At 48.7% G+C, this 24,432-nt stretch carries 29 protein-coding genes; 6 read left to right on the top strand and 23 right to left on the bottom strand.

Translation table 11 applies throughout. The features are described 5' to 3' along the window. Positions 1 to 6 precede the first annotated feature (6 nt). From AOC34_RS05110 to AOC34_RS05125, 4 genes are read left to right on the top strand one after another with little or no spacing between them, the layout of a single operon-like run. Entirely contained in the window at positions 7 to 804 is a 798-nt protein-coding gene (locus tag AOC34_RS05110) for a peptidylprolyl isomerase (protein ID WP_108469061.1), read from the top strand. A gap of 2 nt (positions 805 to 806) precedes the next feature. Next, a complete protein-coding gene (gene gloA, locus AOC34_RS05115; protein ID WP_108469062.1) occupies positions 807 to 1,193 on the top strand; it encodes a lactoylglutathione lyase in 387 nt (128 codons plus the stop codon). A gap of 5 nt (positions 1,194 to 1,198) precedes the next feature. Beyond that, positions 1,199 to 2,383, top strand: a complete 1,185-nt coding sequence (locus AOC34_RS05120) for a GNAT family N-acetyltransferase (protein WP_108469063.1) — start codon at positions 1,199 to 1,201, stop codon at positions 2,381 to 2,383. Next, complete coding sequence (locus tag AOC34_RS05125) at positions 2,380 to 2,628, top strand: DUF1289 domain-containing protein (protein ID WP_108469064.1); 249 nt, start codon at positions 2,380 to 2,382, stop codon at positions 2,626 to 2,628. The genes AOC34_RS05120 and AOC34_RS05125 overlap by 4 nt, the downstream gene beginning before the upstream one ends. Here AOC34_RS05125 and AOC34_RS05130 read toward each other — a convergent pair. Both AOC34_RS05130 and AOC34_RS05135 read right to left on the bottom strand, forming a co-directional pair. Beyond that, positions 2,625 to 3,461: a GGDEF domain-containing protein gene (locus AOC34_RS05130; RefSeq protein ID WP_108469065.1), complete on the bottom strand. Its 837-nt coding sequence runs from the start codon at positions 3,459 to 3,461 to the stop codon at positions 2,625 to 2,627. The two genes, AOC34_RS05125 and AOC34_RS05130, sit on opposite strands and share 4 nt — an antisense overlap. A 3-nt stretch (positions 3,462 to 3,464) precedes the next feature. After that, a complete protein-coding gene (locus tag AOC34_RS05135) occupies positions 3,465 to 4,676 on the bottom strand; it encodes an HD domain-containing phosphohydrolase (RefSeq protein WP_108469066.1) in 1,212 nt (403 codons plus the stop codon). Between the two features lie 83 nt (positions 4,677 to 4,759). Between AOC34_RS05135 and AOC34_RS05140 the strand changes: the two genes are divergently transcribed. Beyond that, positions 4,760 to 5,287, top strand: a complete 528-nt coding sequence (locus AOC34_RS05140; RefSeq protein WP_108469067.1) for a hypothetical protein — start codon at positions 4,760 to 4,762, stop codon at positions 5,285 to 5,287. Positions 5,288 to 5,289: 2 nt separating this feature from the next. Here the strand turns inward: AOC34_RS05140 and AOC34_RS05145 are convergent, their stop codons facing one another. From AOC34_RS05145 to AOC34_RS05180, 8 genes are all read right to left on the bottom strand, one after another. Further along, entirely contained in the window at positions 5,290 to 6,231 is a 942-nt protein-coding gene (locus tag AOC34_RS05145) for a hypothetical protein (protein WP_108469068.1), read from the bottom strand. Continuing rightward, a complete protein-coding gene (locus tag AOC34_RS05150; RefSeq protein ID WP_108469069.1) occupies positions 6,228 to 7,472 on the bottom strand; it encodes a glycosyltransferase in 1,245 nt (414 codons plus the stop codon). The genes AOC34_RS05145 and AOC34_RS05150 overlap by 4 nt, the downstream gene beginning before the upstream one ends. 95 nt (positions 7,473 to 7,567) lie before the next feature. Further along, positions 7,568 to 7,831 carry a DUF1488 family protein gene (locus AOC34_RS05155; protein WP_108469070.1) on the bottom strand — a complete coding sequence of 88 codons (264 nt, stop codon included), beginning with the start codon at positions 7,829 to 7,831 and terminating at the stop codon, positions 7,568 to 7,570. Between the two features lie 93 nt (positions 7,832 to 7,924). Continuing rightward, the gene (locus AOC34_RS05160) at positions 7,925 to 9,532 is read right to left on the bottom strand and encodes an ABC-F family ATPase (protein ID WP_108469071.1); all 1,608 of its coding nucleotides are present in this window, start codon (positions 9,530 to 9,532) and stop codon (positions 7,925 to 7,927) included. A gap of 110 nt (positions 9,533 to 9,642) precedes the next feature. After that, positions 9,643 to 11,292, bottom strand: coding sequence for a gamma-glutamyltransferase family protein (locus AOC34_RS05165; RefSeq protein WP_108470063.1), 1,650 nt, complete (start codon positions 11,290 to 11,292; stop codon positions 9,643 to 9,645). A 17-nt stretch (positions 11,293 to 11,309) separates the two neighbouring features. Then, positions 11,310 to 11,900, bottom strand: coding sequence for a protein-methionine-sulfoxide reductase heme-binding subunit MsrQ (locus AOC34_RS05170; RefSeq protein WP_199908271.1), 591 nt, complete (start codon positions 11,898 to 11,900; stop codon positions 11,310 to 11,312). After that, positions 11,901 to 12,872, bottom strand: coding sequence for a protein-methionine-sulfoxide reductase catalytic subunit MsrP (gene msrP, locus AOC34_RS05175; RefSeq protein ID WP_108469072.1), 972 nt, complete (start codon positions 12,870 to 12,872; stop codon positions 11,901 to 11,903). Positions 12,873 to 12,874: 2 nt separating this feature from the next. Then, complete coding sequence (locus tag AOC34_RS05180) at positions 12,875 to 13,576, bottom strand: queuosine precursor transporter (protein WP_108469073.1); 702 nt, start codon at positions 13,574 to 13,576, stop codon at positions 12,875 to 12,877. Between the two features lie 95 nt (positions 13,577 to 13,671). Between AOC34_RS05180 and AOC34_RS05185 the strand changes: the two genes are divergently transcribed. Further along, positions 13,672 to 14,850 carry an acyl-CoA dehydrogenase gene (locus tag AOC34_RS05185; protein WP_108469074.1) on the top strand — a complete coding sequence of 393 codons (1,179 nt, stop codon included), beginning with the start codon at positions 13,672 to 13,674 and terminating at the stop codon, positions 14,848 to 14,850. 63 nt (positions 14,851 to 14,913) lie between these two features. On the opposite strand, the gene mnmH is transcribed toward AOC34_RS05185, so the two are convergent. The 13 genes from mnmH to soxA form a co-directional block, all read right to left on the bottom strand. Next, positions 14,914 to 15,993: a tRNA 2-selenouridine(34) synthase MnmH gene (gene mnmH / locus AOC34_RS05190; protein ID WP_108469075.1), complete on the bottom strand. Its 1,080-nt coding sequence runs from the start codon at positions 15,991 to 15,993 to the stop codon at positions 14,914 to 14,916. A 1-nt stretch (position 15,994) separates the two neighbouring features. Continuing rightward, the gene (locus AOC34_RS05195; protein ID WP_108469076.1) at positions 15,995 to 16,426 is read right to left on the bottom strand and encodes an acyl-CoA thioesterase; all 432 of its coding nucleotides are present in this window, start codon (positions 16,424 to 16,426) and stop codon (positions 15,995 to 15,997) included. A gap of 29 nt (positions 16,427 to 16,455) precedes the next feature. Further along, entirely contained in the window at positions 16,456 to 16,767 is a 312-nt protein-coding gene (locus AOC34_RS05200) for a 4a-hydroxytetrahydrobiopterin dehydratase (protein ID WP_108469077.1), read from the bottom strand. 3 nt (positions 16,768 to 16,770) lie between these two features. Then, positions 16,771 to 17,115: a TIGR01244 family sulfur transferase gene (locus tag AOC34_RS05205; protein WP_108469078.1), complete on the bottom strand. Its 345-nt coding sequence runs from the start codon at positions 17,113 to 17,115 to the stop codon at positions 16,771 to 16,773. Positions 17,116 to 17,144: 29 nt separating this feature from the next. Next, positions 17,145 to 17,591, bottom strand: coding sequence for a YeeE/YedE family protein (locus AOC34_RS05210; RefSeq protein WP_108470065.1), 447 nt, complete (start codon positions 17,589 to 17,591; stop codon positions 17,145 to 17,147). Further along, positions 17,591 to 18,025, bottom strand: a complete 435-nt coding sequence (locus AOC34_RS05215; RefSeq protein ID WP_108470066.1) for a YeeE/YedE family protein — start codon at positions 18,023 to 18,025, stop codon at positions 17,591 to 17,593. The genes AOC34_RS05210 and AOC34_RS05215 overlap by 1 nt, the downstream gene beginning before the upstream one ends. A gap of 133 nt (positions 18,026 to 18,158) precedes the next feature. Next, positions 18,159 to 19,280: a YeeE/YedE family protein gene (locus AOC34_RS05220; RefSeq protein WP_108469079.1), complete on the bottom strand. Its 1,122-nt coding sequence runs from the start codon at positions 19,278 to 19,280 to the stop codon at positions 18,159 to 18,161. A gap of 22 nt (positions 19,281 to 19,302) precedes the next feature. After that, the gene (locus AOC34_RS05225; protein ID WP_234408045.1) at positions 19,303 to 19,617 is read right to left on the bottom strand and encodes a hypothetical protein; all 315 of its coding nucleotides are present in this window, start codon (positions 19,615 to 19,617) and stop codon (positions 19,303 to 19,305) included. A gap of 75 nt (positions 19,618 to 19,692) precedes the next feature. Next, on the bottom strand, positions 19,693 to 20,679 hold the full coding sequence (locus AOC34_RS05230) for an MBL fold metallo-hydrolase (RefSeq protein ID WP_108469080.1): 987 nt from the start codon (positions 20,677 to 20,679) through the stop codon (positions 19,693 to 19,695). A 33-nt stretch (positions 20,680 to 20,712) separates the two neighbouring features. After that, on the bottom strand, positions 20,713 to 21,153 hold the full coding sequence (locus AOC34_RS05235) for a DsrE family protein (RefSeq protein ID WP_108469081.1): 441 nt from the start codon (positions 21,151 to 21,153) through the stop codon (positions 20,713 to 20,715). 15 nt (positions 21,154 to 21,168) lie between these two features. After that, positions 21,169 to 22,893, bottom strand: a complete 1,725-nt coding sequence (gene soxB / locus AOC34_RS05240; RefSeq protein ID WP_199908349.1) for a thiosulfohydrolase SoxB — start codon at positions 22,891 to 22,893, stop codon at positions 21,169 to 21,171. 55 nt (positions 22,894 to 22,948) lie between these two features. Next, positions 22,949 to 23,554 (bottom strand): sulfur oxidation c-type cytochrome SoxX, encoded by a 606-nt coding sequence (soxX, locus tag AOC34_RS05245; protein ID WP_108469083.1) that lies wholly within the window; start codon positions 23,552 to 23,554, stop codon positions 22,949 to 22,951. 20 nt (positions 23,555 to 23,574) lie between these two features. Then, positions 23,575 to 24,420, bottom strand: coding sequence for a sulfur oxidation c-type cytochrome SoxA (gene soxA / locus AOC34_RS05250; protein WP_108469084.1), 846 nt, complete (start codon positions 24,418 to 24,420; stop codon positions 23,575 to 23,577). Positions 24,421 to 24,432 lie beyond the last annotated feature (12 nt).

Genomic DNA, 24,432 nt, shown 5'->3' on the forward strand with positions numbered 1-24,432 from the left:
TTTACTATGAAACTACTTCCCCAATTTGCCCTATCCACTGTCTGCGCAGCGGTATTGATCAGCCCAATGGCATTCGCGCAAAATGCCGCGATTGTGAATGGCAAATCCATACCAAAATCACAATTAGATCGCCTGGTACAAAAATCAGGGCAGCCAACCAATGATCCTCAGGTTCGCGAAAAGGCACGCGAGGTATTAATTACCCGGGAATTAATTATTCAGGAGGCCAATAACCGCGGCCTAACCCAAAAAGAGGCAGTCAAAGACAAGATTGAGCAATCACGTATTGGCATCTTGGTTGCCGCCGTATTTGAGGATTTTGTTGAGCGTGAGGGCGTAACCGAGGCCGAGCTCAAAGCTGCCTATGCTTCGATTCAGGCGGATTACACCGGCAAGGAATATCAGGTAAAACACATCTTGGTAGAAAAAGAATCGGAAGCAAACGCCTTGATTGCCAAGATCAAGGCTGGCGCCAGCTTTGCTGACATGGCGAAACAGAACTCCAAAGACCCCGGCTCCGCACCTAATGGCGGCGATCTAGGTTGGGTTGGCGATAAGTCATTGGTGCCCGAATTTTCTAAGGCGATGGTTGCTTTAAACAAAGGTCAAATGACCGATAAGCCAGTCAAAAGCCAATTCGGTTGGCACATTATTCGCGTGGATGATGTGCGGGATGCCAAAGCCCCACCCATGGATGAAATCAAAGCGGAGCTCAAGCAAATCTTGACTGCCGATGAAAACTGGCAAAAGGCCAAGTTCTCTGAAATGATGCAAAAGCTGCGTGCCAAGGCAAAGGTTCAGTAAGCATGATGCTCTTGCACACCATGCTGCGGGTTGGTGACCTGTCCCGCTCCATTGATTTCTACACCCGCATTTTGGGCATGAATTTATTGCGCACCACTGAGCGGCCCGAACAAAAGTATTCCTTGGCCTTTGTTGGTTTTGGTAAGGGCAACGCCGATGGCCAAGCGGAGATCGAGCTCACCTACAACCATGGTGTCCATCAGTATGAATTGGGTACGGCTTATGGCCACATTGCCTTGGGCGTAAGCGACGCCTATGCCACCTGCGCCGCCATTAAGGCTGCGGGTGGTCAAGTGACCCGTGAGGCTGGCCCAGTTCTGGGCGGCGACACCATCATCGCCTTTGTTACAGACCCAGATGGATACAAGATCGAGCTCATTCAGCGCTGAGCAATGTGGCACTAAATAGCCCAATCGAACTGCGCGTTTTGGATCGCATTGATGCGGTCTCAGCCGAGCATTGGGATGGCTTATTAGCTGCAAACTCAACCCCCTTTTTACGCCACGCCTTTCTCGCAGCACTGGAAGAGCATGGCTGCGTTGGTGGCAATACCGGCTGGCAGGTAGCCCACTTAGCCATTTATCCGACAGATTCGGATAAACCCATTGGGCTAATGCCGCTCTATTTAAAAAGCCATTCCTACGGCGAGTACGTGTTTGACTGGTCATGGGCGGAAGCCTATAGCCAGCATGGCATGCAGTACTACCCCAAAGCTTTGTCTGCGATTCCCTTTACGCCAGTGCAAGGGGCACGCACGCTTCTGGATCAAGGGCATGATCCAGAGCGAACCCAGCAGTGGCTAATACAGGGCCTAAAACAACTGTTAATTCAGAACGGGCTTTCTTCAGCCCACGTTTTATTTGCCGAGCAGAAAACCCAAGCTGCTCTTCTAGCGCAAGGTTTCATGGCGCGCGATGCCGTGCAGTTTCACTGGAATAACCAATCGTATGCAACGATGGATGCATTCTTAGATCAGCTCACTATGAAACGCCGGAAAAATATTCGGCGCGAACGCAAGGAAGTGGAAGCGGCCGGTGTGCAATTTAGGCACGTTCCAGGAGAAATGGCTGGGCAAGCCGATTGGGCATTCTTTTACCGGTGCTATGCCAACACGTACTTGGAACACCATTCATCGCCCTACTTGAACGAAGAATTTTTTCAGGAATGGGGGAAGCAGATGCCGGAATACCTCCATTTAATCATTGCCGAAAAAGAAGGTTGTCCTATCGCTGCATCGCTTTTGGTGGTCGACAAAAAAGCCCCTGTTCCAACTGCATATGGTCGTTACTGGGGCTCGATTGAATACATTCCCTGCTTGCATTTTGAAACTGCCTACTATCAAGCAATCGAATACTGCATTCGAGAAGGAATACAGGTTTTTGAAGGTGGCGCCCAAGGCCAACACAAAATGGCGCGGGGGTTTTTACCGGTCACCGTACAATCAGCCCATTGGATAAAAGACCCTGAGTTTGCAACTGCCGTTGAGCGCTTCTTAAAACGGGAGCGTGCCGGTGTTGGGGCTTATGTGGATGAGCTAGCCGAGCACTCTCCCCTTAAATCGACTACAGTACTGCCATGAGCACTTCAAATACCAACGACCCCATTAGCGGGGCCAATTCGTTATTAACAGGCGACGCTGAATCCGACTCCCCCTGTATTGGGATTTGCTCTACTTTGTACGATGAGATTTGCAAAGGCTGTGGCCGCACCTTGATTGAAGTCAGTAATTGGGTATTCATGACGCCGGAGGAAAAGGCTACGGTATGGCAGCGCATTCAGGCTGAAGGAACGGCAGTTCGCTTCCAGCGCAACAAAACAATTTAAGCAACCGAGAAATTGGGCTCGCAATACACTTGATTTCTGCCTGCCTGCTTGGCGTGATACATCGCAGAATCACATAGACCGTAATACTCACGAACAATCGCGCTCGCATCAGAATGTTTACCCTGCTGTGGGTCAAAAATAGAAATTCCTATACTAACGGTTATAAAGATTGGGATTTTCGCTACCGTTGCCATTTCACTTTCTTCAATGCGTATCCGCAATCGGTTTGCAACCTCCACTGCAAGCGCTTGATTTGTTTCAGGCAGTACGATTAAAAATTCTTCGCCACCAACGCGACCAAATACATTGATCTCGCGTAACTCCTTTTGGCACAAGGTAGCAAGATTGACCAATACTTGATCGCCCATTAGATGTCCATGGGTGTCATTAACCAATTTAAAGTGATCGATATCTAGCATGAGAAAAGCAATGCATTTCTGACTACGAAAGGATCTTTTAACCTCAAGCTCAGCGCGAATCATAGTCGTCGAATGATTTAGAGCTGGAGTCAGCGAATCTTTTTTGGAAATTTCTTCAAGGGCAGTATTTTTAACTTCTAACTCAAACAGTAGCTTCTTAAAATAAATCATTCCCAATAGCAACGATATAGAAATAGGAATGGATAGCCAAGCATCAACTATATTAATTGACTCTTTATTGAGGCCATATAGCATAGGCGAAATGCGCCTACCCATCATTAAAACAAGCCCTATAGCAAAAAATCCACATACAAATCGATAGGAATGGGATTTTAAAAAAAGACGAATGGCATAAAATGCAGCCATAATTTGTGCGCACAAGGCGATGAAATATAGAAGTAATCCGAGAGTCATGAATTAAATAGACTCAATGATGTCGTGTAGTGTTTTACCATCCTGATAAAGCTCAAACGCCGCGTCTGCAATGCGTTGATCTAATTTACTACCCGCCTCTACCATTACCTCGCTCATTGCCGTATGAAGCCCCCTGCCGGGGCGATATGGGCGGTGTGTTGCCATCGCCTCAATGGTATCCGCTACCGCCAAAATTCTAGACTCGAGGCATATCGCATCACCCACAAGCCCTCTGGGATAGCCGCTGCCATCTAGGCGCTCATGGTGCTGATATACCATTTCAGCAATCGGATATGGGAATGGAATGTCTTTCAATATGTGATATCCAGACTCCGCATGCCCCTGCACCATTTGCATTTCTAGGTCAGTCAGTCTTGATGGCTTCGTTAGGATTTCGGCAGGCACGGCTACTTTGCCAAGATCATGAACCATCGCAGCCATATAAAGCGCCTCAATTTGTTCATTATTGAGACCTAGTTTTTTAGCAATGGCTGCTGAAATCAGAGCAACCCGCTTTTGATGTCCTGCAGTGTAAGGATCGCGCCATTCCATGGTACGCGACATTGCTTCAATCGTCGCCTTTAAGGCGCCCGCCAAGCGTTCCTGGACCAACTCCTTTTCGTGTATTTGTTCGTCTAGTTGCTGTTGACGCTCAATGGATCGAAGGCCGAAGCTAAGCTCATGGGCTAGACTTTCAAATAATTTTGCCTCTTCCGGTCCAAATGCATTTGGTACAGCAGAATAAACAACCAATGCACCGAAAGGATGTCGGGCCCCATCCGCTATAGGGCAAGCAATTGCGGAGCGAATCCCATACTTCTTGGCTAAATCCTGCCAAACAATAAAGCCGGGATCTACTTCAGTGTCAGCTACTATGGTAATTTGGTTAGATCGCACAGCAAGACCAGCCGGACCGAGTCCAGTGACACGCTGATCCGACCAGCTCACTGCAATCTTTTCAATATAGTCTAGTGCTGTCCCTGCTCCGCCCAGCACCTTAATGGTTTTTTCTTTATCGTCTTCTGCCTTGCCAACCCACGCCAATAAATAAGGACTTTGCGATGTAATCGCATCGCACACTTCCGCTATCAACATATCAGTGGAATTGGCTCGCGCCAATGCAGCCGCCGCCGCCGATAAAGCGGACAAAGCCCAGCTCCGCTTTTCTAGCTCTTCATGGGCTGAACTACTTGAAACTGGTGTGGGCAAAATCATTCAACCATTATGTACTTAATTTGATGGACGAACATGCGTTAAAAGATGCAAAATCCTTGCAATTTAGATACAACTAGCAGAATATGAATGCATATTCATTAGCTAAGGTATACATGCAGGGCGATATAGATAAGATTTACGCTAAGTTAATCAGCCTAGAGACAGAAGTCACCAATTTGCGGCAAGGTTACATCGTCGTCAATAAACGCTATACGGAAGCGCTACGCAGCCTAAGTACACTGACTTCAAGCGCGCTAGAAGCAGCAAATCGTGCTGCAATTGCAGCCGAAAAAGCGTTACTTGCCGCCAAAAAAGCAGCGGCGGCAGCCAATTTGGCGGCATTACGGGATGTAATTGAGGCGGCTGAGGCAGCTGCCGATGCTGCTGCCGCATCGGCAGAGGCTGCAATTGAAGCGGCTGCAGCTGCGTCCGCCGCGGCCTCAGCAGCTGCTACGGCTGTAGCACATCAAGCCGAGGAATCTTCTGCACAAGCTTCAGCCGAGGCAGCTGACGCAACAAAACGAGCTGCCGAAGCTGCTGCTGAGGCTGTTCGCATATCAAATCAAGCTGCCGAAGCTGCCCGCAATGCGCGCAAAAAGAACAGCAATTAAACTCAAAACGGAATAATAAGTTCCTGCATCACGTAGCGATAAAAATAGTTTGGCCCTAAAAATCCAGCTGACTTACCGTATGCTGCGCGAGTTTTGAAGTAATAATCATTGGATGCAACTGGGCTGGTAGCTGCAAGCTCATATAGTTGCGTTGTCGTGCTTGGATCCTGATTTACGGTCTGGCGCCCTACCCCTGCTGTACCAGCTATCATCCATCCTGATATGCGTTTACGCATACCAAAAGCGATCATAGTCTCGTTGTACTCACTGGGATTAAAGTAATTATTTGCTACATTGGTATTGGTATCGCGGTATTGGCGATAGCGTAACTGCGCGGTAATACCATGCTCCGGAATCAGATCATAGACAACGCGTGCACGCACAGTAGGCCTTGTATTCGTATCAGAGAAATACATGTTTCCGGCCATCACAATCGCAGTTAAGCGCTCTATGATTTGTTGCTCAATGCTGGCGCCGCCAAACGTGTAGTAAATTCCATTCGTTAGGGCATTCTGGGTCTCTACCCGATCGCGACTCACAAATACTTCACCTTTAGTTGTGTCCGTCAGCCGCAAGCTATAACTGCTATCCGTGGTTGCTAATTTATAGCCATTTTGCTCGTTATACCCGACATTTAGGTTGTATCCCAAACCAGTACGGGGATTAATGGACTTCGTCAGTAGTGTGTATACATTGGCTGAAGAGTTCCAATTATTTTGCGTGAAGTAATTACGCTGATAACTGATGCCGGTGTATTTTTCACCATGCTCATACACTGGAATGTAGCCCGCATTATATTTATAAGTAGAAAACCCCTCGCTATCCGAAGCGATATAGACATTGGGAATAGAAATAGCCTGCTTTGTGGGGGGCGACTGCTCCGCCCATACAGAAATAGATGCAAGAGAAAAGATGAAAAATAGACTGCAATAAAGATTGTTCATTTTGTGCCCCACGATTTACGTAGATTGAACAACTCAGAGAAGTAACCATAAACGCAGGCCGGTTGCAAAATAAGACCGTAAGCAAAAACGTAGAAGACAAAACCCAAGGCATTCGCGCGGACCTTCAAGTTCTCAGAGCGAAACATCGCCCTACCCTTCAGGTACATCTGCCAATTGAGTAAAAAGGCCATCGGCAATAACGATAAAGTCATCGGACCGACAATCCAATAAATACCAAAACAAGCCAAGATCAGCCCGGGAATAAACCCAAATGTAAATGCGATATCCATGAATGGAAATAACGTGTTCCACCAGATATATAAAGTGCTTAAGCGCGGCTTAAAGAGAATTTTCGGGGTAGTTTTAAAAGCCTCCATTAAGCCGCGGGACCAACGTCTGCGCTGATTAACAAACTTGCGCAGTGTGTTGGGGCAATCGGTAAAGGCCAATGCATCTTCGGCATGACCCACGCGATACCCTGCGTCCAATATCTTCCAAGTTAAAACAATATCCTCACCCACCATTTCTGGCCAACCGCCAAGCTCTACAACAGTCTTTCGGTCATATAAAGAAAATGCGCCTTGCGCAACAAGAGTCCCTTGAAACAAAGACTGAATCCGCTTGATAGTGGCAATGCCTAAAAAATAATCCCACTCCTGAGCCTTAGTAATCCAGTTTTCCCTTGAATTGCGAATCAGAATTTCACCAGCAACGGCTTTAGTATTAATTGGGTCAGAGAGATATCGACCAACTAAGTGGCTTATTCCATCTTTCAATATATAGCTATCTGCATCGATCGAAATAATGATGTCGGTCGTACATTTAGCTAAACCATGATTTAGTGCAGATGCTTTACCGCCGTTACGCCCTAAATTAATGAGCTCTAAATTAGGGTGAGCCGACTGCAAAGCCTTAACAGAATCAACTGTCTTATCACTCGAGCCATCATTAATCACAATTACACGAATATCTGCAGGGTAGTCTTGTAGAAAAATCCCAGATAAGGTCGATGCTATTGATCCCTCTTCGTTATAAGCAGCAATTAATATTGTGACTGGTGGATAGCGCTGATCAACAATAACTTTAGGACGACGATCTAACATAAGAGCCATCGCCACAAAAGCATTCATGAAGCCGGGAATAATGGCAATAAAAGCAATGAAGAAATAGGCTGGAAATGGTCCAATAATGTGACTTAAATCACTTAGCCAAGGCATTGATAACCAAATTGAAATACCCATCCACCCAAATGCAAATGAAAGGGCTAAGGTAAATTTAAGTTTTACTGAGAGGTATATGATGGGTCGATTTCTTTATTTGATGAACCCAGGCTCATTTATAGACTTAAATCTGAACTGAAAATTTGAATCTGACCATCATGCGCATGGCCGCTGCGAATTTTTTGCTCCGCAATCGAGAGGAGCTTAAGTTGATGGTTTGTGAAATGCACTAATGCATCGCCGAGAATTCCGTCAGGCTCTACATCATCTAGTGCCTCATAACTAAAACGACATGCCAATTTTTGACCGTTTAGCAATGCTGGATAAATGACGCCACCATCTTCGGCCATGGTTGCTGGGCCAATAAAGTCTATTTTCATAACTGAAGACCTTTTTAGTATCAATCAAAAATTGACCGATGGTCATTTACTTATAATTACTATAAAGCCTTCAGAAACTACAGCAATCATGGTTTACCCCGCCAGAGATTGACTGCGCAGATACTCTTCATAGGTTCCTGAGTAGTCCACGACACTGCCATCCATCTTGACTTCCAAAATGCGATTAGCCAGTGCCGATACGAATTCACGGTCATGGGAAACAAAGATCAGGGTACCTTCGAATTTCTCCAGAGCAATCTGCAGGCTTTCAATAGACTCCATGTCCATGTGATTGGTAGGCTCATCCATGGCTAATACGTTGTGCTTTTGCAGCATCAACTTACCCCAAATCATGCGGCCTTTTTCACCGCCTGATAGAACTTTGACTGACTTGCTGATGTCATCGCCTGAAAACAGAAGACGGCCTAAGGTGCCACGAATCACTTGATCATCGTCGCCAGTATTGCGCCACCAATTCATCCAATCCATCAGTAATTCGTCTTTAGCAAACATCTCTGTATTGTCTTGGGGCATTACACCGACATTAGCATTCTCAGCCCACTTCACATCACCGCTGTCTGCAGCAATGCCATCAAAACGCTTACTCAGAATCGTTTTTAAAAGGGTTGTCTTGCCAGCACCATTTTGACCAATGATGGCAATCTTTTCACCAGCACGCACAGCTAATTTGAAATTCTTGAAAATAGTTCGGTCAAAAGACTTGGTAAGCGCATTGCACTCAACCGCCATATTGTGAAGTTTCTTCTCTGTATCAAATCGAATAAACGGATTCTGACGTGATGAAGGCTTGACTTCAACAACCTCAATCTTCTCTAACTGTCTTTGACGGGAGGTTGCTTGACGCGCCTTAGAAGCATTGGCAGAGAATCGTGCTACGAAAGCCGCTAATTCAGCAATTTTTTCTTTGGCTTTGACGTTATTACTTAATTGTTGCGTTCTTGCCTGCACTGAAGCCAGCATGTAGGAATCGTAGTTTCCTGGGTAGATCTTGAGTGTTCCATAGTCCATATCCGCCATATGAGTGCAGACTTCATTTAAAAAGTGCCGATCATGCGAAATAATAATGATGGTGCTGTTCAGTTGATTCAGAATTTCTTCGAGCCAATGAATCGAGTGAATATCCAAGTTATTGGTTGGCTCATCGAGCAACAACACATCGGGATCTGAAAAGAGCGCTTGCGCTAATAGCACCCGCAGCTTCCAACCGGGAGCTACATTACTCATGAGGCCTTGGTGCTGCTCAATCGGAATACCAATGCCGAGTAACAACTCCCCTGCTTTGGCTTCGGCGGTATAACCGCCATATTCTGCATACTTACCTTCTAATTCAGCAGCGCGCATGTAATCTTCATCTGTAGCATCGGGGTTGGCGTAAATCGCATCCCGCTCCGCTGCTGCCTTCCACATTTCTTCATGGCCCATCATGACGACGTCCAAGACGCGCACATCTTCGAAAGCAAACTGATCTTGGCGTAATTTACCCAAGCGAATATTGGGCTCTAGGCTAACGTTGCCACTGCTGGGCTCTAAATCGCCACCCAGAATCTTCATGAACGTGGATTTGCCACAACCATTGGCGCCAATTAATCCATAGCGATTGCCGCCGCCAAACTTAACTGAAATGTTTTCAAAGAGGGGTTTTGCCCCAAACTGCATGGTGATATTGGATGCGGACAACACGGGTATGTTCTTACTTTCTTAGGATCAAGGGCACTGGGTACGCTGCGATGCAACGAAGACGTCTATTTTAACGGTGTTGCTAGGGCAACGCCCGATTTAAGCTAGGCCTTCTAGAATGCCGCGGCTAGGCCGTCTCGGCGGCTATCGCTGGCTGCCACATACCCTGCCTCTAGATCGTCGCTGAGGCGCCAAATAAACTGCCCCGCTCCAAAATCCATATAGGGGTCGTCTACCCGCTTTAAAACATGCCCAAGCCGCTCCAATCCAGAAATCGTCTCTGCACGCATGCCGGACTCCACATCCAAGCTAAAGTCGCGATTCACCTTCCAGCGGGGTGCATCGCAAGCCGCCTGAGGTTGCTGTCCGTAGGTCAGCATCCGTATCAGAGTTTGCACATGGCCCTGCGGCTGCATATCGCCTCCCATGACGCCAAAACTCATTTGCGCCAGCGTCTTGCCATTGACCTGTTTTGTTAAAAAAGCAGGGATGATCGTATGAAATGGCCGCTTTCCGCCGGCAACCACATTGGCTGATTTGGGGTCCATGGAAAATCCATAGCCCCGATTTTGTAAGCTAACACCAAATTCAGGGACCACAATTCCAGAACCAAAGCCCATGTAATTACTCTGAATAAAGGACACCATTCTGCCCTGCTCATCGCTGGTAGTCAGGTAGATGGTTCCTCCGGTAGGCGGCAGACCAAAATCAAAGTGGGTTGCTTTGTTGGGATTAATTAATCTGGCACGATCTGCCAAGTACGCTGGGTCCAGCATCTGTGCCGGCGATACGCCCATCGCGCGGGGATCTGCAACGTATTGGTAGACGTCGGCAAAAGCCAGTTTCATGGCTTCAATTTGCAAGTGCTGGCTCTGTACACCATCAACGGGATGGCTTGGCAAATCGAGGTGATTCAAAATGCCCATCGCCATGAGCGCACCTATGCCTTGGCCGTTGGGCGGAATTTCATGGAGATCGTACTGCTGGCCATCGCAAGCCGCTACGGATTGCGATATCGGCATGACCCACTCCGGACGGTAGTTAGCTAAGTCAGCCAAAGACATCACTCCGCCATGCTGCTGCGCATGCCTTGCAATCGCCTCGGCAATCTCCCCTTCGTAATAGGCGCGTACCCCATGTTTTGCAATGTGACGCAACCCTTTAGCTGCTGCCTCAAAACGAAACAGCTCGCCAATTGCGGGAGCACGGCCGTGCGGCATAAAAGCCTGAGCAAAGCCAGGCTGCGCATGCAACTCAGCCGCAGCCGCAGCCCATTTTTTTGCTACTACCGGAGGCAGAGCGTATCCTCGCTCTGCAATTTCAATTGCGGGCTGCAATAAATCAGAGAAGGGCAAAGAACCGTAACGGGCATGCAAAGCCTCCCACCCTGCAAGTACTCCGGGTACGGTTACAGAATCCCAGCCGCGCATAGGATGCTTGGCAATCCCATTGCCTTCGGTGCCGTACTTGCTAGCAAAGTAACTGGAGTTCCATGCCTGCGGCGCAGTACCAGATGCATTGAGGCCTTGCAGCTCGTCGCCATCCCAGACGATCGCAAAACAATCACTGCCCAGGCCATTGGATACCGGCTCCACGATCATGAGTGTTGCTGCGGTAGCAATCGCAGCGTCTATGGCATTCCCGCCCAGATGCATCATTTTCAGCCCTGCCTGCGCAGCCAAAGGGTGAGAAGTAGAAACCACATTTCGGCCCATCACCGGCATCCGAATCGATGGGTATGGGTTATCCCAGTTAAATTGCATTGCCATACAAACGCATCCTATTTTTTAATCTGAATATGTTGCTGTATGAATGGTAAGCGAAGTAGCAGCAACACTACGATTACGCCTAAATAGATTGAGACCGTTTCATAATCGCTCTTACCGGCTTTATGCCACCAATAGTGGAGGATAGCCAGTATTGTAATAGCGTAAACCATGCGGTGCAGATGGCTCCAGCGCCGACCGAGCTTACGCTGCGCCCAGCGATTGGAGGTGAATGCCAGCGGAATTAAAAGGACGAAAGCAAGAAAGCCAAACGTTATGTAAGGGCGCTCTAATACATCCTGCCACATGGCCGCTAGCGAAAAGTTATGGTCAAGCCACAACCAAATCAGAAAATGCACGGTAGCATAAAAGAAACAAAACAAACCGAGCATCCGCCTGAGGTGAATAAATCCAGTCCAGCCCGTTAGCCTTCGTGCTGGCGTCATTGCCAAACTCAGGCATAAAAAAACCAAGGTCCAAGTACCCATGGAGCGCGTAATGAGCTCAATTGGGTTGGCGCCCAAGTCCCCTGCACTACCAAGCCAAACTAGCCTGACCAGCGGTAACAGGGCAAGCAAAAAAATGGTTGGCTTGATGTACTGCAATTAGTAATTCTTTTTGAGATCCATACCGGCATACAGGCTAGCCACTTGCGTACCGTAACCATTAAACATCTCGGTTGGAATCTTAGGCGCAAAAATTCCCCGGTTATCACCGAGGCGACGCTCGGTAGCCTGACTCCACCGCGGATGACTAACATTGGGGTTGACGTTGGAGTAAAAACCATACTCACGGGGCGCCGACCTAACCCAGCTGGTCACAGGCATCTTCTCCGTTAAACGAATCGACACAATCGACTTCGCGCTTTTGAATCCATACTTCCAGGGCACCACGATCCGCACTGGGGCACCATTTTGCTTTGGTAGCACCTCGCCATAGAGGCCCAAGGTTAGCAAGGTAAGTGGGTTCATTGCTTCATCTAAGCGTAAAGCCTCACGGTATGGCCAGTCCAAAATGGGGCGGGCTAGACCCGGCATTTGCTGAGGGTCTGCAAGGGTCACAAACTCGATGAACTTGGCCGAACCCAATGGCTCAACTACATTGAGCAATTTAGACAATGAGTAACCATTCCACGGAATAACCATTGACCAGCCCTCAACACAGCGCATCCGGTAGATCCGCTCTTCGATTGGCGCCAATTTCAGTAAGGCATCAATATCAATCGTCATCGGCTTTTTAACCAGGCCTTCGATCGTAACTGTCCAAGGACTGGTTTTCAAAGAGCCAGCACGGCGCGCAGGATCGCTCTTGTCCATGCCAAACTCGTAGAAATTGTTATAGGTGGTCACTTCTTTGTATTCCGAGAGGGTCTCTTTGGTGGAATACGGCGACTCAATGACATTCTTAAACTTCACCGCATCGGGATTGCTCGCAAATGCTTCCCGTGAAAACCACGGCGCCAACGCCATACCCATGCCTCCCGCTGCCGCAAGCTGGATTAAAGAGCGGCGTTGCTCAAAAATAGACTTTGGTGTGATGTCGCTCGTTTGAATCGTCGGATCGTGAAAAGCTTTCATGCTTAAACCTTTATCTTAAATGGCGTGAAATTGGTGTGGGTGTCGTAATAATCTTCGTTCTCTTTTTTCTTTAAAAATCCAACTACGGCATACGTCATGGGTGTTGCTAAAACCTCCCACAGGGTTTTAAGAACATACTGCGCCAGCGCCACTTGAATAATTTCGCTGGTTGACCAGATGCCGTAAAACGCAATCATATAAAAGAGGCTGGAATCGACCAACTCCCCTACTGCGGTGGAGCCGATGGTGCGGGTCCATAAATGTCTACCCTGCGTCAATATTTTCATTTTTGCCATGACGTAGCTATTGGATAAGCTACCGCACCAAAATGCAATCATTGACCCGAGCGCAATCCGCCAGGAATTTCCAAACACCGTCTCCAGTCCACTCTGATATCCAGCCATATAGGATCCTGGCGCTACCGGCAATGCAATCACCACTTGCGCCATGAGGGCCGCAAATGCGAGTGCCGCAAAGCCCATCCACACTGCCCTGCGATCATGGGCATAACCGTAGACTTCGGTCATGATGTCGCCAAAAAAATAGGCAATAGGGAAAAACAAAATGCCGGCGCCAAAAATGACGGTACCAAATATGGGCAGATCCAGCGTAGCTACCTTGCCAGCACCAATGAAATTGCTACACAGCAGCACCACCACAAAGGCGGCAAGCAACAAATCATAATAGCGGTGGTGGCGTTGCATGGGTTTTAGGTGGGCGCTAACAGCAGGTTTAAGCCAAAAGTTGGATAATCAATAGGATAGCTGGATTTAACAGAAAACACAGGAAATGCCGATATATGAGTAAGCCGATTTTTCACTGGGAAGACCCCTTAATGTTGGATGCCCAGCTCACTAGCGAAGAGCGCATGATTCGGGATGCCGCCTTTGAATATGCGCAAGGCAGTCTCGCCCCACGCGTTCATGACGCCTTTCGGAACGAAACAACCGATCCCGCTATTTTCCGTGAAATGGGTGAATTGGGCTTGCTCGGCATTACGATCCCGGAAGAATACGGTGGCGCCAACCTCAATTACGTCTCGTATGGCCTCATTGCCCGCGAAATCGAGCGAGTCGACTCCGGTTATCGCTCGATGATGAGCGTGCAGTCATCCCTCGTCATGGTGCCGATCAATGAATTTGGTAGCAAGGCACAAAAAGAAAAGTTTTTACCTAAATTAGCCAGTGGCGAGTGGATTGGGTGCTTCGGTTTAACGGAACCCAACTACGGCTCGGATGCGGGCGCGATGATTACCCGGGCGCGCACTGTACCGGGCGGTTTTGAACTCACCGGCTCCAAAATGTGGATTTCGAATTCACCGATTGCGGATGTATTTGTGGTCTGGGCCAAGAACGACGAAGGCGTGATTCGGGGCTACATTTTAGAAAAAGGCATGAAGGGTTTATCGGCGCCGAAGATTTCCGGCAAGATGAGCCTTCGCGCCTCCATTACCGGCGAGATCGTGATGGACAGCGTTTTTGTTCCCACTGAAAACGAGTTCCCGGAAATCACTGGACTTAAAGGCCCCTTCACCTGCCTTAATTCAGCGCGCTACGGTATTTCATGGGGGGTACTCGGCGCTGCTGAAGATTGTTGGTTTAAAGCACGGCAGTACACCATGGACCGCCAGCAATTTGGCCGCCCACTGGCAGCCAATCAGCTGATCCAGAAAAAATTAGCCGACATGCAAACCGACATCGCCCTAGCGTTGCAGGGATGTTTACGTCTTGGTCGCATGAAAGATGAGCACATTGCCGCTCCAGAGATCACCTCGATCATGAAACGTAACTCCTGCGGTAAGGCCCTCGATATTGCGCGCATGGCGCGCGACATGCACGGCGGTAATGGCGTGTCAGATGAATACGGCGTGATTCGCCACATGCTCAATCTAGAGGCAGTCAATACCTATGAGGGCACTCATGATATTCATGCTCTGATTTTGGGCCGTGCGCAAACGGGTATTCAGGCATTTAGCTGATGTAAAGCTACCGACTGAAGTGGGTAGATTGGAGAGGCTAGGCGTAATGCACTAGCCTCTTTTTTATTGCTGCCGCACTCGCATGGCGCCAGCCACCTTCGCAAAATCGGCATCACTATCGCTATCCAAGGATACAAATTGTTCAGTATCGTAGCGGGGGAAATTTCGCTTGATTGATGACTGGTAGGATGGGTCGTAATGGGCAACCAATAGATCGTTAACTAAATCGGTAAACCGCCCTTCCCGAGCTTGCTGACACCATGCGGAAATAGTTTCTTTACCGTAACGGGCATTGAGCATATGTAGCTTGCTTTCAAGTGCCGGCGTATCGGTCAAAAAATGTTGATATTCGCGCATCAGCCATGCCACGCGCGTTGTATTGCTAGCCCGCACCTCAATGCACTCTCCGTCACGGATCCGCTCCATTAATGCATCCGGAACGTGAACACCGCCGACTTTTTTACTCTCCGACTCAACATAGATGATTCGTGTTGAGTCCATACTGCGCAGTGCATTCCACAGGCGCGTCTCAAATGCTTTCTGGGCGGGCTGAGGCTCTAGTGGATCACCTCCCAGTACGGAGCCGCGGTGATTGGCCAAGCCTTCTAGATCGAGCACTTGCTCGCCCTGCAACTTAAGCTCATGCAATACGCGCGTCTTGCCACTGCCAGTCATGCCACAAATCACCCGAAAGGAACACTGTTTTGCAGCTACATCGAGCTCGGTAATCACCTGCCGCCGAAATCCCTGATAACCGCCATCGAGTTGCACTGCCTTCCAACCAATCCGCTGCAAGATGTGCGTAAAAGCACCACTGCGTTCGCCGCCACGCCAGCAGTAGATCAATGGACGCCACTCGCGTGGCATATCGATAAAGCGGGCATCAAGGTGGCGAGCAATGTTTTTTGCTACCAATGCGGCGCCACGCTTCTTTGCAGCAAATGGGGATTCTTGCTTATACAGAGTACCAATCAGAATGCGCTCATCATTATCGAGAACGGGGCAATTGATCGCACCCGGGATATGGTCTAGCGCAAATTCGGCTGGCGAGCGGGTATCAATGACGCAATCAAACGTACTCAGCTGGGTACTGAGCAATGCTGGCAAGAGCTTGGCTGAATCGCCAGCACCCTGCGCTGCCATCCTAGCGCAATACTTTCAGGATGGATTCAGGCCAAGGCATCGATTTGTTCTTTTCTAAATCAACCCACAGCATGGTAGCGCCGCCAGCAGCACACAGGACTGGCTCTTGGTCAGCGCTGGGACCAATCAGATCCATGGTATTTAACAGGTCAACAGTTGAGTTGCCAATCTGACCAACAAAGGTGCTGACGCGCAAGAATGCTGGAAAACTGACTTGCTTGTAAAAGTTGCAAAAGCCGTTCACCATAATCATCGCTTCTTTTTCTGCGGTGCAGCTAAAGCCGAGTGAAGTAATCCATTCAATCCGAGCTTGCTCCATATACCGAAAGTAAACGGTGTTATTAATGTGCCGGTACGAGTCCATATCACCCCAACGAATGGAGATGATCGTCTCATGAATCTTTTTCTTGTTTTCAGGAATATCAATGCGCATGATCTAGCCTCTCTATTCCAATTGCCGTATTACTTGGATTGCGCAAATACAGTGGTGTGGAGTTGCGACATGGCTTTTGCTAAATCAAAGTCCAACTGGGTAAGGCCGCCCTTGTCATGCGTCGATAAATGCACCGTAACCTTGTTCCAGCAATTCGACCAATCGGGATGGTGGTTCATTTGTTCCGCATGCAAGGCCGCTGCGGTCATAAATGCAAACGCGCATTTAAAGTCTGCAAACACAAAAGTGCAAACTAAGCGATCGGGGTCACGGGCAATTTGCCACTGCGGCAATTGCTCAAGTTGACTCGCTTGCTCCGACTGCGTTAACAGGCTTGGCATTGCTTAGCCAAGCTGCAGTGCAAGCTGATACAAATTGGTTGAACGTGCACCTGAGCGGCAAAAAGCCAAAATGGGGCCGGGCATTGTTTTTAGGAGCCGACTCATTTCTTGTACCTCGGCCGGCGTCATCGCCCCTGGCACTACCGGCAAATAGGCGTAATGCAAACCCAGGGCCTCTGCTTGCGCAGCAATATCGGCATTCTTAGGCTGCGATGGACCTGCTTCGCCGTCTGGGCGGTTATTAATGACGCTCTTATAGCCTTGGGCAGCAATTTCAGTCAACTGGGCAGGCTCGATTTGGCCTGCAGTGCCAAAGGCAGTGTTGTGGCAAGTAATGGCAACGCTCATCTCATCCTCGTACTAAAGCAGTAAAAGGTCTATTTTAAAGCAGGAGCCCGTTTATTGCCGCTAAAGAACCATTCGCAAGCCGCCATGCCAACCAGCATGGCCAAAACAAAGACCAAGGGCTTAGCATGCCCAGTACCGAGCGCCACTAAAGCGGGGCCGGGACAAAACCCAGCAATGCCCCAGCCAAGGCCAAATAGGAGACTGCCAATCACCAATCGCTTATCGATATCGCGGCGCGTTGGGATTTGCAGGGCATCGCCAAAAAAGCTTTGCGTCCGCTTCTTGGCCAAATAAAACGCCACCAAACCTACTAATACAGCACCGCCCATCACAAAAATCAAGGAAGGGTCCCATGCGCCACCCAGATCAAGAAAAGCTAAGATCTTTTCTGGATTACTCATTCCGGAGACAAGCAGCCCCAGGCCAAACAAAACACCAATCAGGTATTGACTTACGAGTCCAACGGATTTGCGCATCATGAGAGTACGTGCCGAATAACAAATACGGTTAAGAAACCAGCGCCCATAAACGAGGCGGTAGCAACTAAAGAGCGTGGCGATAAACGCGATAAGCCGCAAATGCCGTGGCCACTAGTACAGCCAGAGCCATAATGTGCGCCAAAACCTACCAATAAACCAGCCAGAATCAATGCGCCCCACTCGGCCTGAATTATTTGCGTAGGATGAAAGTCAAATAAAAATCCCGCCCAAAAAGAGGCAGTCAATAGGCCCAGTACGAAACAAATGCGCCAAAACAGATCGTTCTTTTGAAGGCGTAACAGTCCGCTCACAATCCCGCTGATGCCGAGGATGCGGCCATGAAAATGAATGTAGAGTGCCGCAGCAATACCCAGCAGAACGCCGCCGAATAAAGCCGGTCCAGGTGTAAACGCAGTCCAATCAATGTACATTGCCTTGCTCCAAAATAGTAAGGTCATGCTGAGGCTCACTATTTAGCCTCTAACAATACTTAGTATAACATTATATGTAAATATATAATGTTAATTCCTGGGTATAACCAGAAAATATGCAAAAGCCTTGGGCTTATTGGCAGGGATTGGGCGCCATACGCCATTGCAGATAGAGCAGGCAAAGGTATGCGCCTAGGATAAATCCTGGCAATGCGATAAAGGAGCCGATGGCGAGCGTTGAGATTCCAGTTAGGCCTTGTCCAACGGTACAGCCCATTGCGGTAATGCCACCAAAACCCATTAAGGCACCACCAAGCAAGTGATTGCCGGTATCTTCGGCATTCCGGAAGGATTCCCAGCGGAATTTTTTTGTAGCAATGGCACTGATAGCAGATCCCGTAATGATTCCAGCAACGGCAACGATGCCTACCGTTAAGACTCTCGACGTATCGCTATACAGCATTAACCAATCCAGAGTAAAGGCATATGGAGCAACAAACGATAGACTCTCCATGCGGCCCGTATTGGTCAGTAAAAATACCTCTTCTAAAGTATTCGGATCCTCGGCAACGTAACCCAACGAACCTGAAACCCACCAAATCGCACAAATACCAAGGCCAATGCCAATGCCAGCCAACAAATTATCGAAGGTCCAAAAGGATTTATCGAGCACGGCATAGGCGACCATGGCGCCGCCAATTGCAAAACCCAAGATCAGCTGCAGCATGGGCTTAGCCATGCCCGTTTGCGCAGCAATCACGCTCGGTAAATCTTGATTACTACCTAAGGTAAAAAATACTTTATCAATGGTATCCACCCGAATCACACCCAGAAAGCCGCGCATCGTCATATAGGCCGTTAGCCCCAAAACCAAGAACACCACCACCGACTTTAAGTTACCGCCCCCAATGCGTACCAGGGTTTTGCTGCCGCAGCCCGAAGCAAGCACCATACCAATTCCAAAAAGGACGCTGCCAATAAAAAGCGAGAGATAGAGAACGCGGGTTCCGGTGTAAATGGATTTGGATGTATCAATGATGCCGAAGTAGGACATCAGCGCAACGCCAATCATGGCGATACCAATCGCCAACGACCATTGCTTTAGACGCGTCCAGTTCGACATAATGAACGCATCGGATACTGCACCCATGGTACAAAAGCCGGTTTTTTGCATCACGATACCGAGCACCACGGTGATTCCAAAGGTAGACCATAAAACAATCTTGCCGAGCGCGGCAACTGCTACTGAATCCATACTAAATAATTTCTTCTAATAATTAAGGTTTGAATTTATAAAACTGCTTGTTAAGGTAGGCAACGACATCGGCCTCATCTTCTGGAAACATGTCCAAGCGGAGCTCGGTATTGCACATTGCTACCATGGTCTTGAGCCGAGCATAGTCTTTCACCTTGCGATCTGAGCGCGTATAAATCATGTCACCATTGGAAAACCCCGTCTTTTTTGCGTGGCATGCATAGCATTTCGCTTGATCTATGGCTTTGCCATTTTGCAGATTCGGCGCGGCATGGGCTAGGCTCGATATCAGCATGGCAATCGACAACAGAACTGCTTTAGTGTTTATGCACTTCATCGGATGACCTCTGGAGGAAAATAATGAACAAAATCAATTATTCCGCCATTTTAAAGCCCTATGGGCTATTGTGGTCTATTCGGCCTGAATCGAGAGGTACACGTTATAGGCATTCATGCGGTTAGCAGCCCGAAATAAGGGCATTCCTTCATATTCTGACCAGTCTGCCTTAGCATAAGCCTCCTCAAACGGGTCTAAATCCCGGGCGGCGGGCCCCATCACTTCGCGCAAATAGGCCAAATAGTTCCGGGTAAAGGTAATGTCAGCAAGCGGATTGGTTGAATACGAGCCGTGGCCCGGAACCACAATCTTAGGATTTTGCTTCTGGATTTCATCCAAGGCACTCATCCAGCCTCGGCTATCTGCGTTACCCACGAACGGAATGCGCCCCCGAAACACCAAATCCCCTGCGAATAAAACTTTCTCAGAGGGGATGGACACGATCAAGTCTTCCGGTGCATGCGCAGGTCCTACTCGGCCGATCCGAAACTCGACGCCACCCACCGTAATGTTTTTGCTTTGATCAATCCAGACATCAGCAGGCACTAAGCGGGTATTTTCATTAACCCAGGGAGCAAAATCAGTTCGGGAAGCAATAAGACGCTGCTTCGCAGTCTCCGATGCCAGGTAATTCAGGCCCTCCCGTTGTGCGTAGACCGTTGCGCCCAGACGTTTAAATTCTTGCAAGCCATAGACGTGGTCGGCATGGTAATGCGTTAGAACTACCGCCACAATTTTTTGCTTGGTTACTTTCCGAATTTCTTGAATGAGCTTTTGTGCCAACACCGGCGAACCCAAAGCGTCGATCACCACAACCCCCTTGGGCGTCACCACAAAGCCAGCATTGGAAATGAAATTCTGATTTTGCTTGCTGCCCATTTCAGGAACGCCTTGGACAAAATACGTATTGGGCGCTACCTGAATTGCCTTAACCTGAATCGTGCCGTCTGCATTGACTTGAGGCGGTTTAGATGGTTGCGCCTGCGCTATCGGAACCCCAGTAAAGCAGGCGACTATGACTGCAAGGGACAGAATAGAAACGCAGTATCGCTGCTTATCCATGAATGGCCGGCTTAAATGAAAACACGCAGGAATTTACGGACGAATGTATGCAAAGTTATTCTTGAATTGCAAATCAGCGATCCGCACAACCCCAGAAGGTGTGAAGTCCGCATCCAAGGTGAACTGCTCTTTTTTTAGATTCCGGTTCTTTAGCGTAATTTCGCAGACCTCAAAGCGTACGCCCCTCGACTTAAGCGCGCCGACCAAAGGACCGTAGTCCACATTACTCTTTAGGTCTTTACCGCCATCCATCAGGATGTCAACTCCATTGGCATGGGTCACTACGGTTATCTTTGTATCCGGTGCCACATCCAAATGGTTGCGAATATTGCGTAAGCCTTTAAGGCCTTGCACCTGCGCATCATCGATGTGATACACCACCGAGGTTTGGGCGAGTGCCGGAATTGGAGCGGTCATCATTAAACCAAACCCCAAAAGTGTTGCGAATCGAATGGCTATCCATTGCATCTTCATTTTGTTGCTCCTTGATTAAATTGCTGCCATTCCAGGGTTGCCTTTAACGCCTTTAATAATCGGCTCATTGAGCTTGACGGCTTTCACGGTCTTCACATCGCGTAAATGGCGTGCAATCACATCCCAAATCGGCTCACCACCGGCGCTCTTTGCCTCTTCGCTGACCGGTGCCCATCCTGCAACGCGGTAGGTTTTATTGGCATCCAAGAGCTCGCCATTTAAGCGCATCTCTGAGATCCGTGAACCCATGCTTCCGGCTGGATCAATCGTGTATTGCAAGCCACCCACGCGAACCATATCGCCACCCTGCTGGTAGTACGGATCCGGATTGAAGAGGTTGTCTGCTACGTCTTCCAGAATGGTCTTGATGGTTGCTCCTGACATGGGTGCAACGGTGGTGTAGGGATAGGTAATTGCTGTTTGATCGAGCAGGTTTTCCATGGTGATGGCCTGCCCTGGCAATAGGCTCGTACCCCAACGGAATCCAGGTGAGAACGCAATCTCGGCGTTCTTCTGCTTGAGTAAGCCATCTAAGATCACCTGATCAAAACTGCCATTGAAGTTACCGCGGCGATAGAGGGTGCCCTCAGTAATTGCCAGCTTTTCTGCCAACTTCGTTTCGTACGGTGCGCGTACTTTTTTAATCAGCTGCGTCATCGCGGGGTCAGCCGGCAAAAGGTTCGAGAAGATCGGCAATAACTTGTAACGGAAATCAACCGCCTTGCCACCCTTCACATCAAAGTCCAGTACACCTAAAAATTTGCCGTTCGAACCGGCGTTGGTAACGAGGGTAATTCCGCCGGCATTCTTTACCTTGACTGGAATTGGAACACCATCGTGCGTATGGCCGCCCATGATCGCATCAAGGCCGCGTACGCGTGAAGCCATCTTCAGATCGACGTCCATGCCGTTATGCGATAACAAAACTACAACCTTGGCACCCTTGCCTTTGACCTCATCGATCATCTTCTGCAGATTCTCTTCCTGAATGCCAAAGGTCCAGTCAGGCGTAAAGTAGCGTGGATTGGCAATCGGCGTATAGGGGAAGGCCTGACCAATAATGGCAACAGAAACCCCATTCATGTTGCGGATGGTGTAAGGACTAAAAACCTGGTCACCAAAGTCAGCTGTCTTGATGTTCTGGGCAATGAAGGAAACCTTGCCCTGAAAATCCTTTTGCACGATTTCCATCACGCGCTTTTCGCCCAGGGTCATCTCCCAATGCGGAGTCATGATGTCAACACCTAAATTGAGTGCTGCATCCACCATGTCTTGGCCATTGGTCCAAAGTGCAGTTCCGGAGCCTTGCCAGGTATCGCCACCATCTAGCAATAATGCGCCTGGTCTGGATGCCTTTAGTTGCTTCACTAAAGTCGACATGTGGGCAAAGCCACCCATCTTGCCGTAGGTCTGGGCAGCAGCGGCAAAATCTAGATAGGTAAATGCGTGGGCATCGCGAGTACCAGGCTTAATTCCGTTCGCCTTGAGGAATGCTTCACCCACCAAATGGGGCTCTTTCCCATACTGCGAACCAATACCTAAATTGACATTGGGTTCACGAAAGTAAATCGGCAATAACTGCGCATGGCAATCTGTGAAATGCAGTAAGTGGACGTTACCGAATTTCGGTAAATTGTAAAATTTTTGCGCTGCGCTTTGGGCATTCGCAAAACTCGATTGCAAACTCATTCCGCCCGCAGAGGCAAAAGCCAATGCTTGCATAAACTCACGGCGATTCAATGACATTTTCTTTTTCCTATTACTAAAACAGGCCTTGCGGCCTGTCTTGTTTTACTTATTGATTAACGGGTGATTTCGGATCCAGCAGTAAAGCCATGACATCTTGCATCTGCTTCTCATTTAAGAGCTTGAAGTGTGCAAAACGCGGCATATTGCTACAGGCGTTATAGGCCTTGGAATTACTAATACGACCCCAGGTGTACTCAACCACTTCTTTTGAGTAGCCACGCATCTTGCCGTAGTTCCAAAGGCTTGGGCCGATATTTCCGTGTGAGATTTCAGCCTTGTTGATTTGATGACAGTTATAGCATCCACCACCTACTGCTGAATCTGGCTTATCGGTCCAGGTTGCGCCACGACCGCTCTGCGCAATCCGCTCACCACTTTTCCAGTCACCAATGTATTTGCCATCGGACGGCTGCTTGATGGTAGCCATATTGATCTTCTCGATCTCGGCACGTTTGGCTCCGGTCTTCTCATCGGTTAAGTTTTTCGCATCAGAGCAAAACTTTTGAGTTGCATCTTGATTAATGCGATCAAGACCCGCCTGACCTTTGGCCTCAAAGCCGGCCTTCATCATCTTGTCAAAGGCGCTTTGCGCTTGGACGCTAGCGAATGGCATGGCCAAGAGGGCCGCAGAAATAAGTATTGTTTTTTTCATTTTTTATATTCTCCGGCGAATTAACGCTTTAATCCTGGTGTTTCGATCGTGCCGCCATTACCCGTATACGCCATATACATCGACAGCGCAATTGTGTTGTCGGAAATGTAAACGGGCTCTGGGAAGCGCTGCTGACGATAGCAATCGTTTAGGCGACGCTGCATGGTCCAAAAGTTACCGCTGGATACGCGGTATGCTGGCCAGTAACCCCAGCCCAATGCAGCACCCTTTTGCTCGGTGATATTAGGCAAATCTTGCAAGCGAATGCGTTTGCCATTTTCTGCATGGCAGGACGCGCAGGAGAAGTCCATTGGACCACCCTGGTAAAAGAAGGACTTCTTGCCCAGCTCATACATTTCTTTTTCTTTGGGGTGCTTGATAGAGACCTTGATCGGCATTCCTTTGGAATTTGCAACCACGTAGGCAACAACTGCTTCAACGTCTTTACGCTTGCCTTTTTCAAAGCCAGCAGTGATGATTTCGTTTGCATCATAGCCTTGCAAGCGAACCATACAAGTCACCAAACGGGATTCAAGATCCTGTACTTTGTTGGTGTCTTTAAAGTAGCGTGGCAATTCAGCGGAAGCGCCTTTCACTACACCGGGCCCCTTACCTAAGTCACACTTTTGCAAGCTGGCGTTTTTGGGTCCCATGGGTTTTTTCCAAATCTCTTCGCCCGCTGCCTCATACAAATCAGCAGGATTACCATCGGCAATCATGGCACGATAGCGTGCTATTTCATCGGTAGCGGAACCGCTAGGTGCAGCTGCGGCTGCTTTGGGTGCTTCGCTTTTTGTCGGGCTCGTGCAAGCCTGCAAAAAAGCGAATGATGCAATAACAACTCCATAAGCAATGCGCTTATCCATGGTAACCCCTTC

It is taken from the genome of Polynucleobacter difficilis, assembly GCF_003065365.1.
Taxonomy (GTDB): Bacteria; Pseudomonadota; Gammaproteobacteria; order Burkholderiales; family Burkholderiaceae; genus Polynucleobacter; species Polynucleobacter difficilis.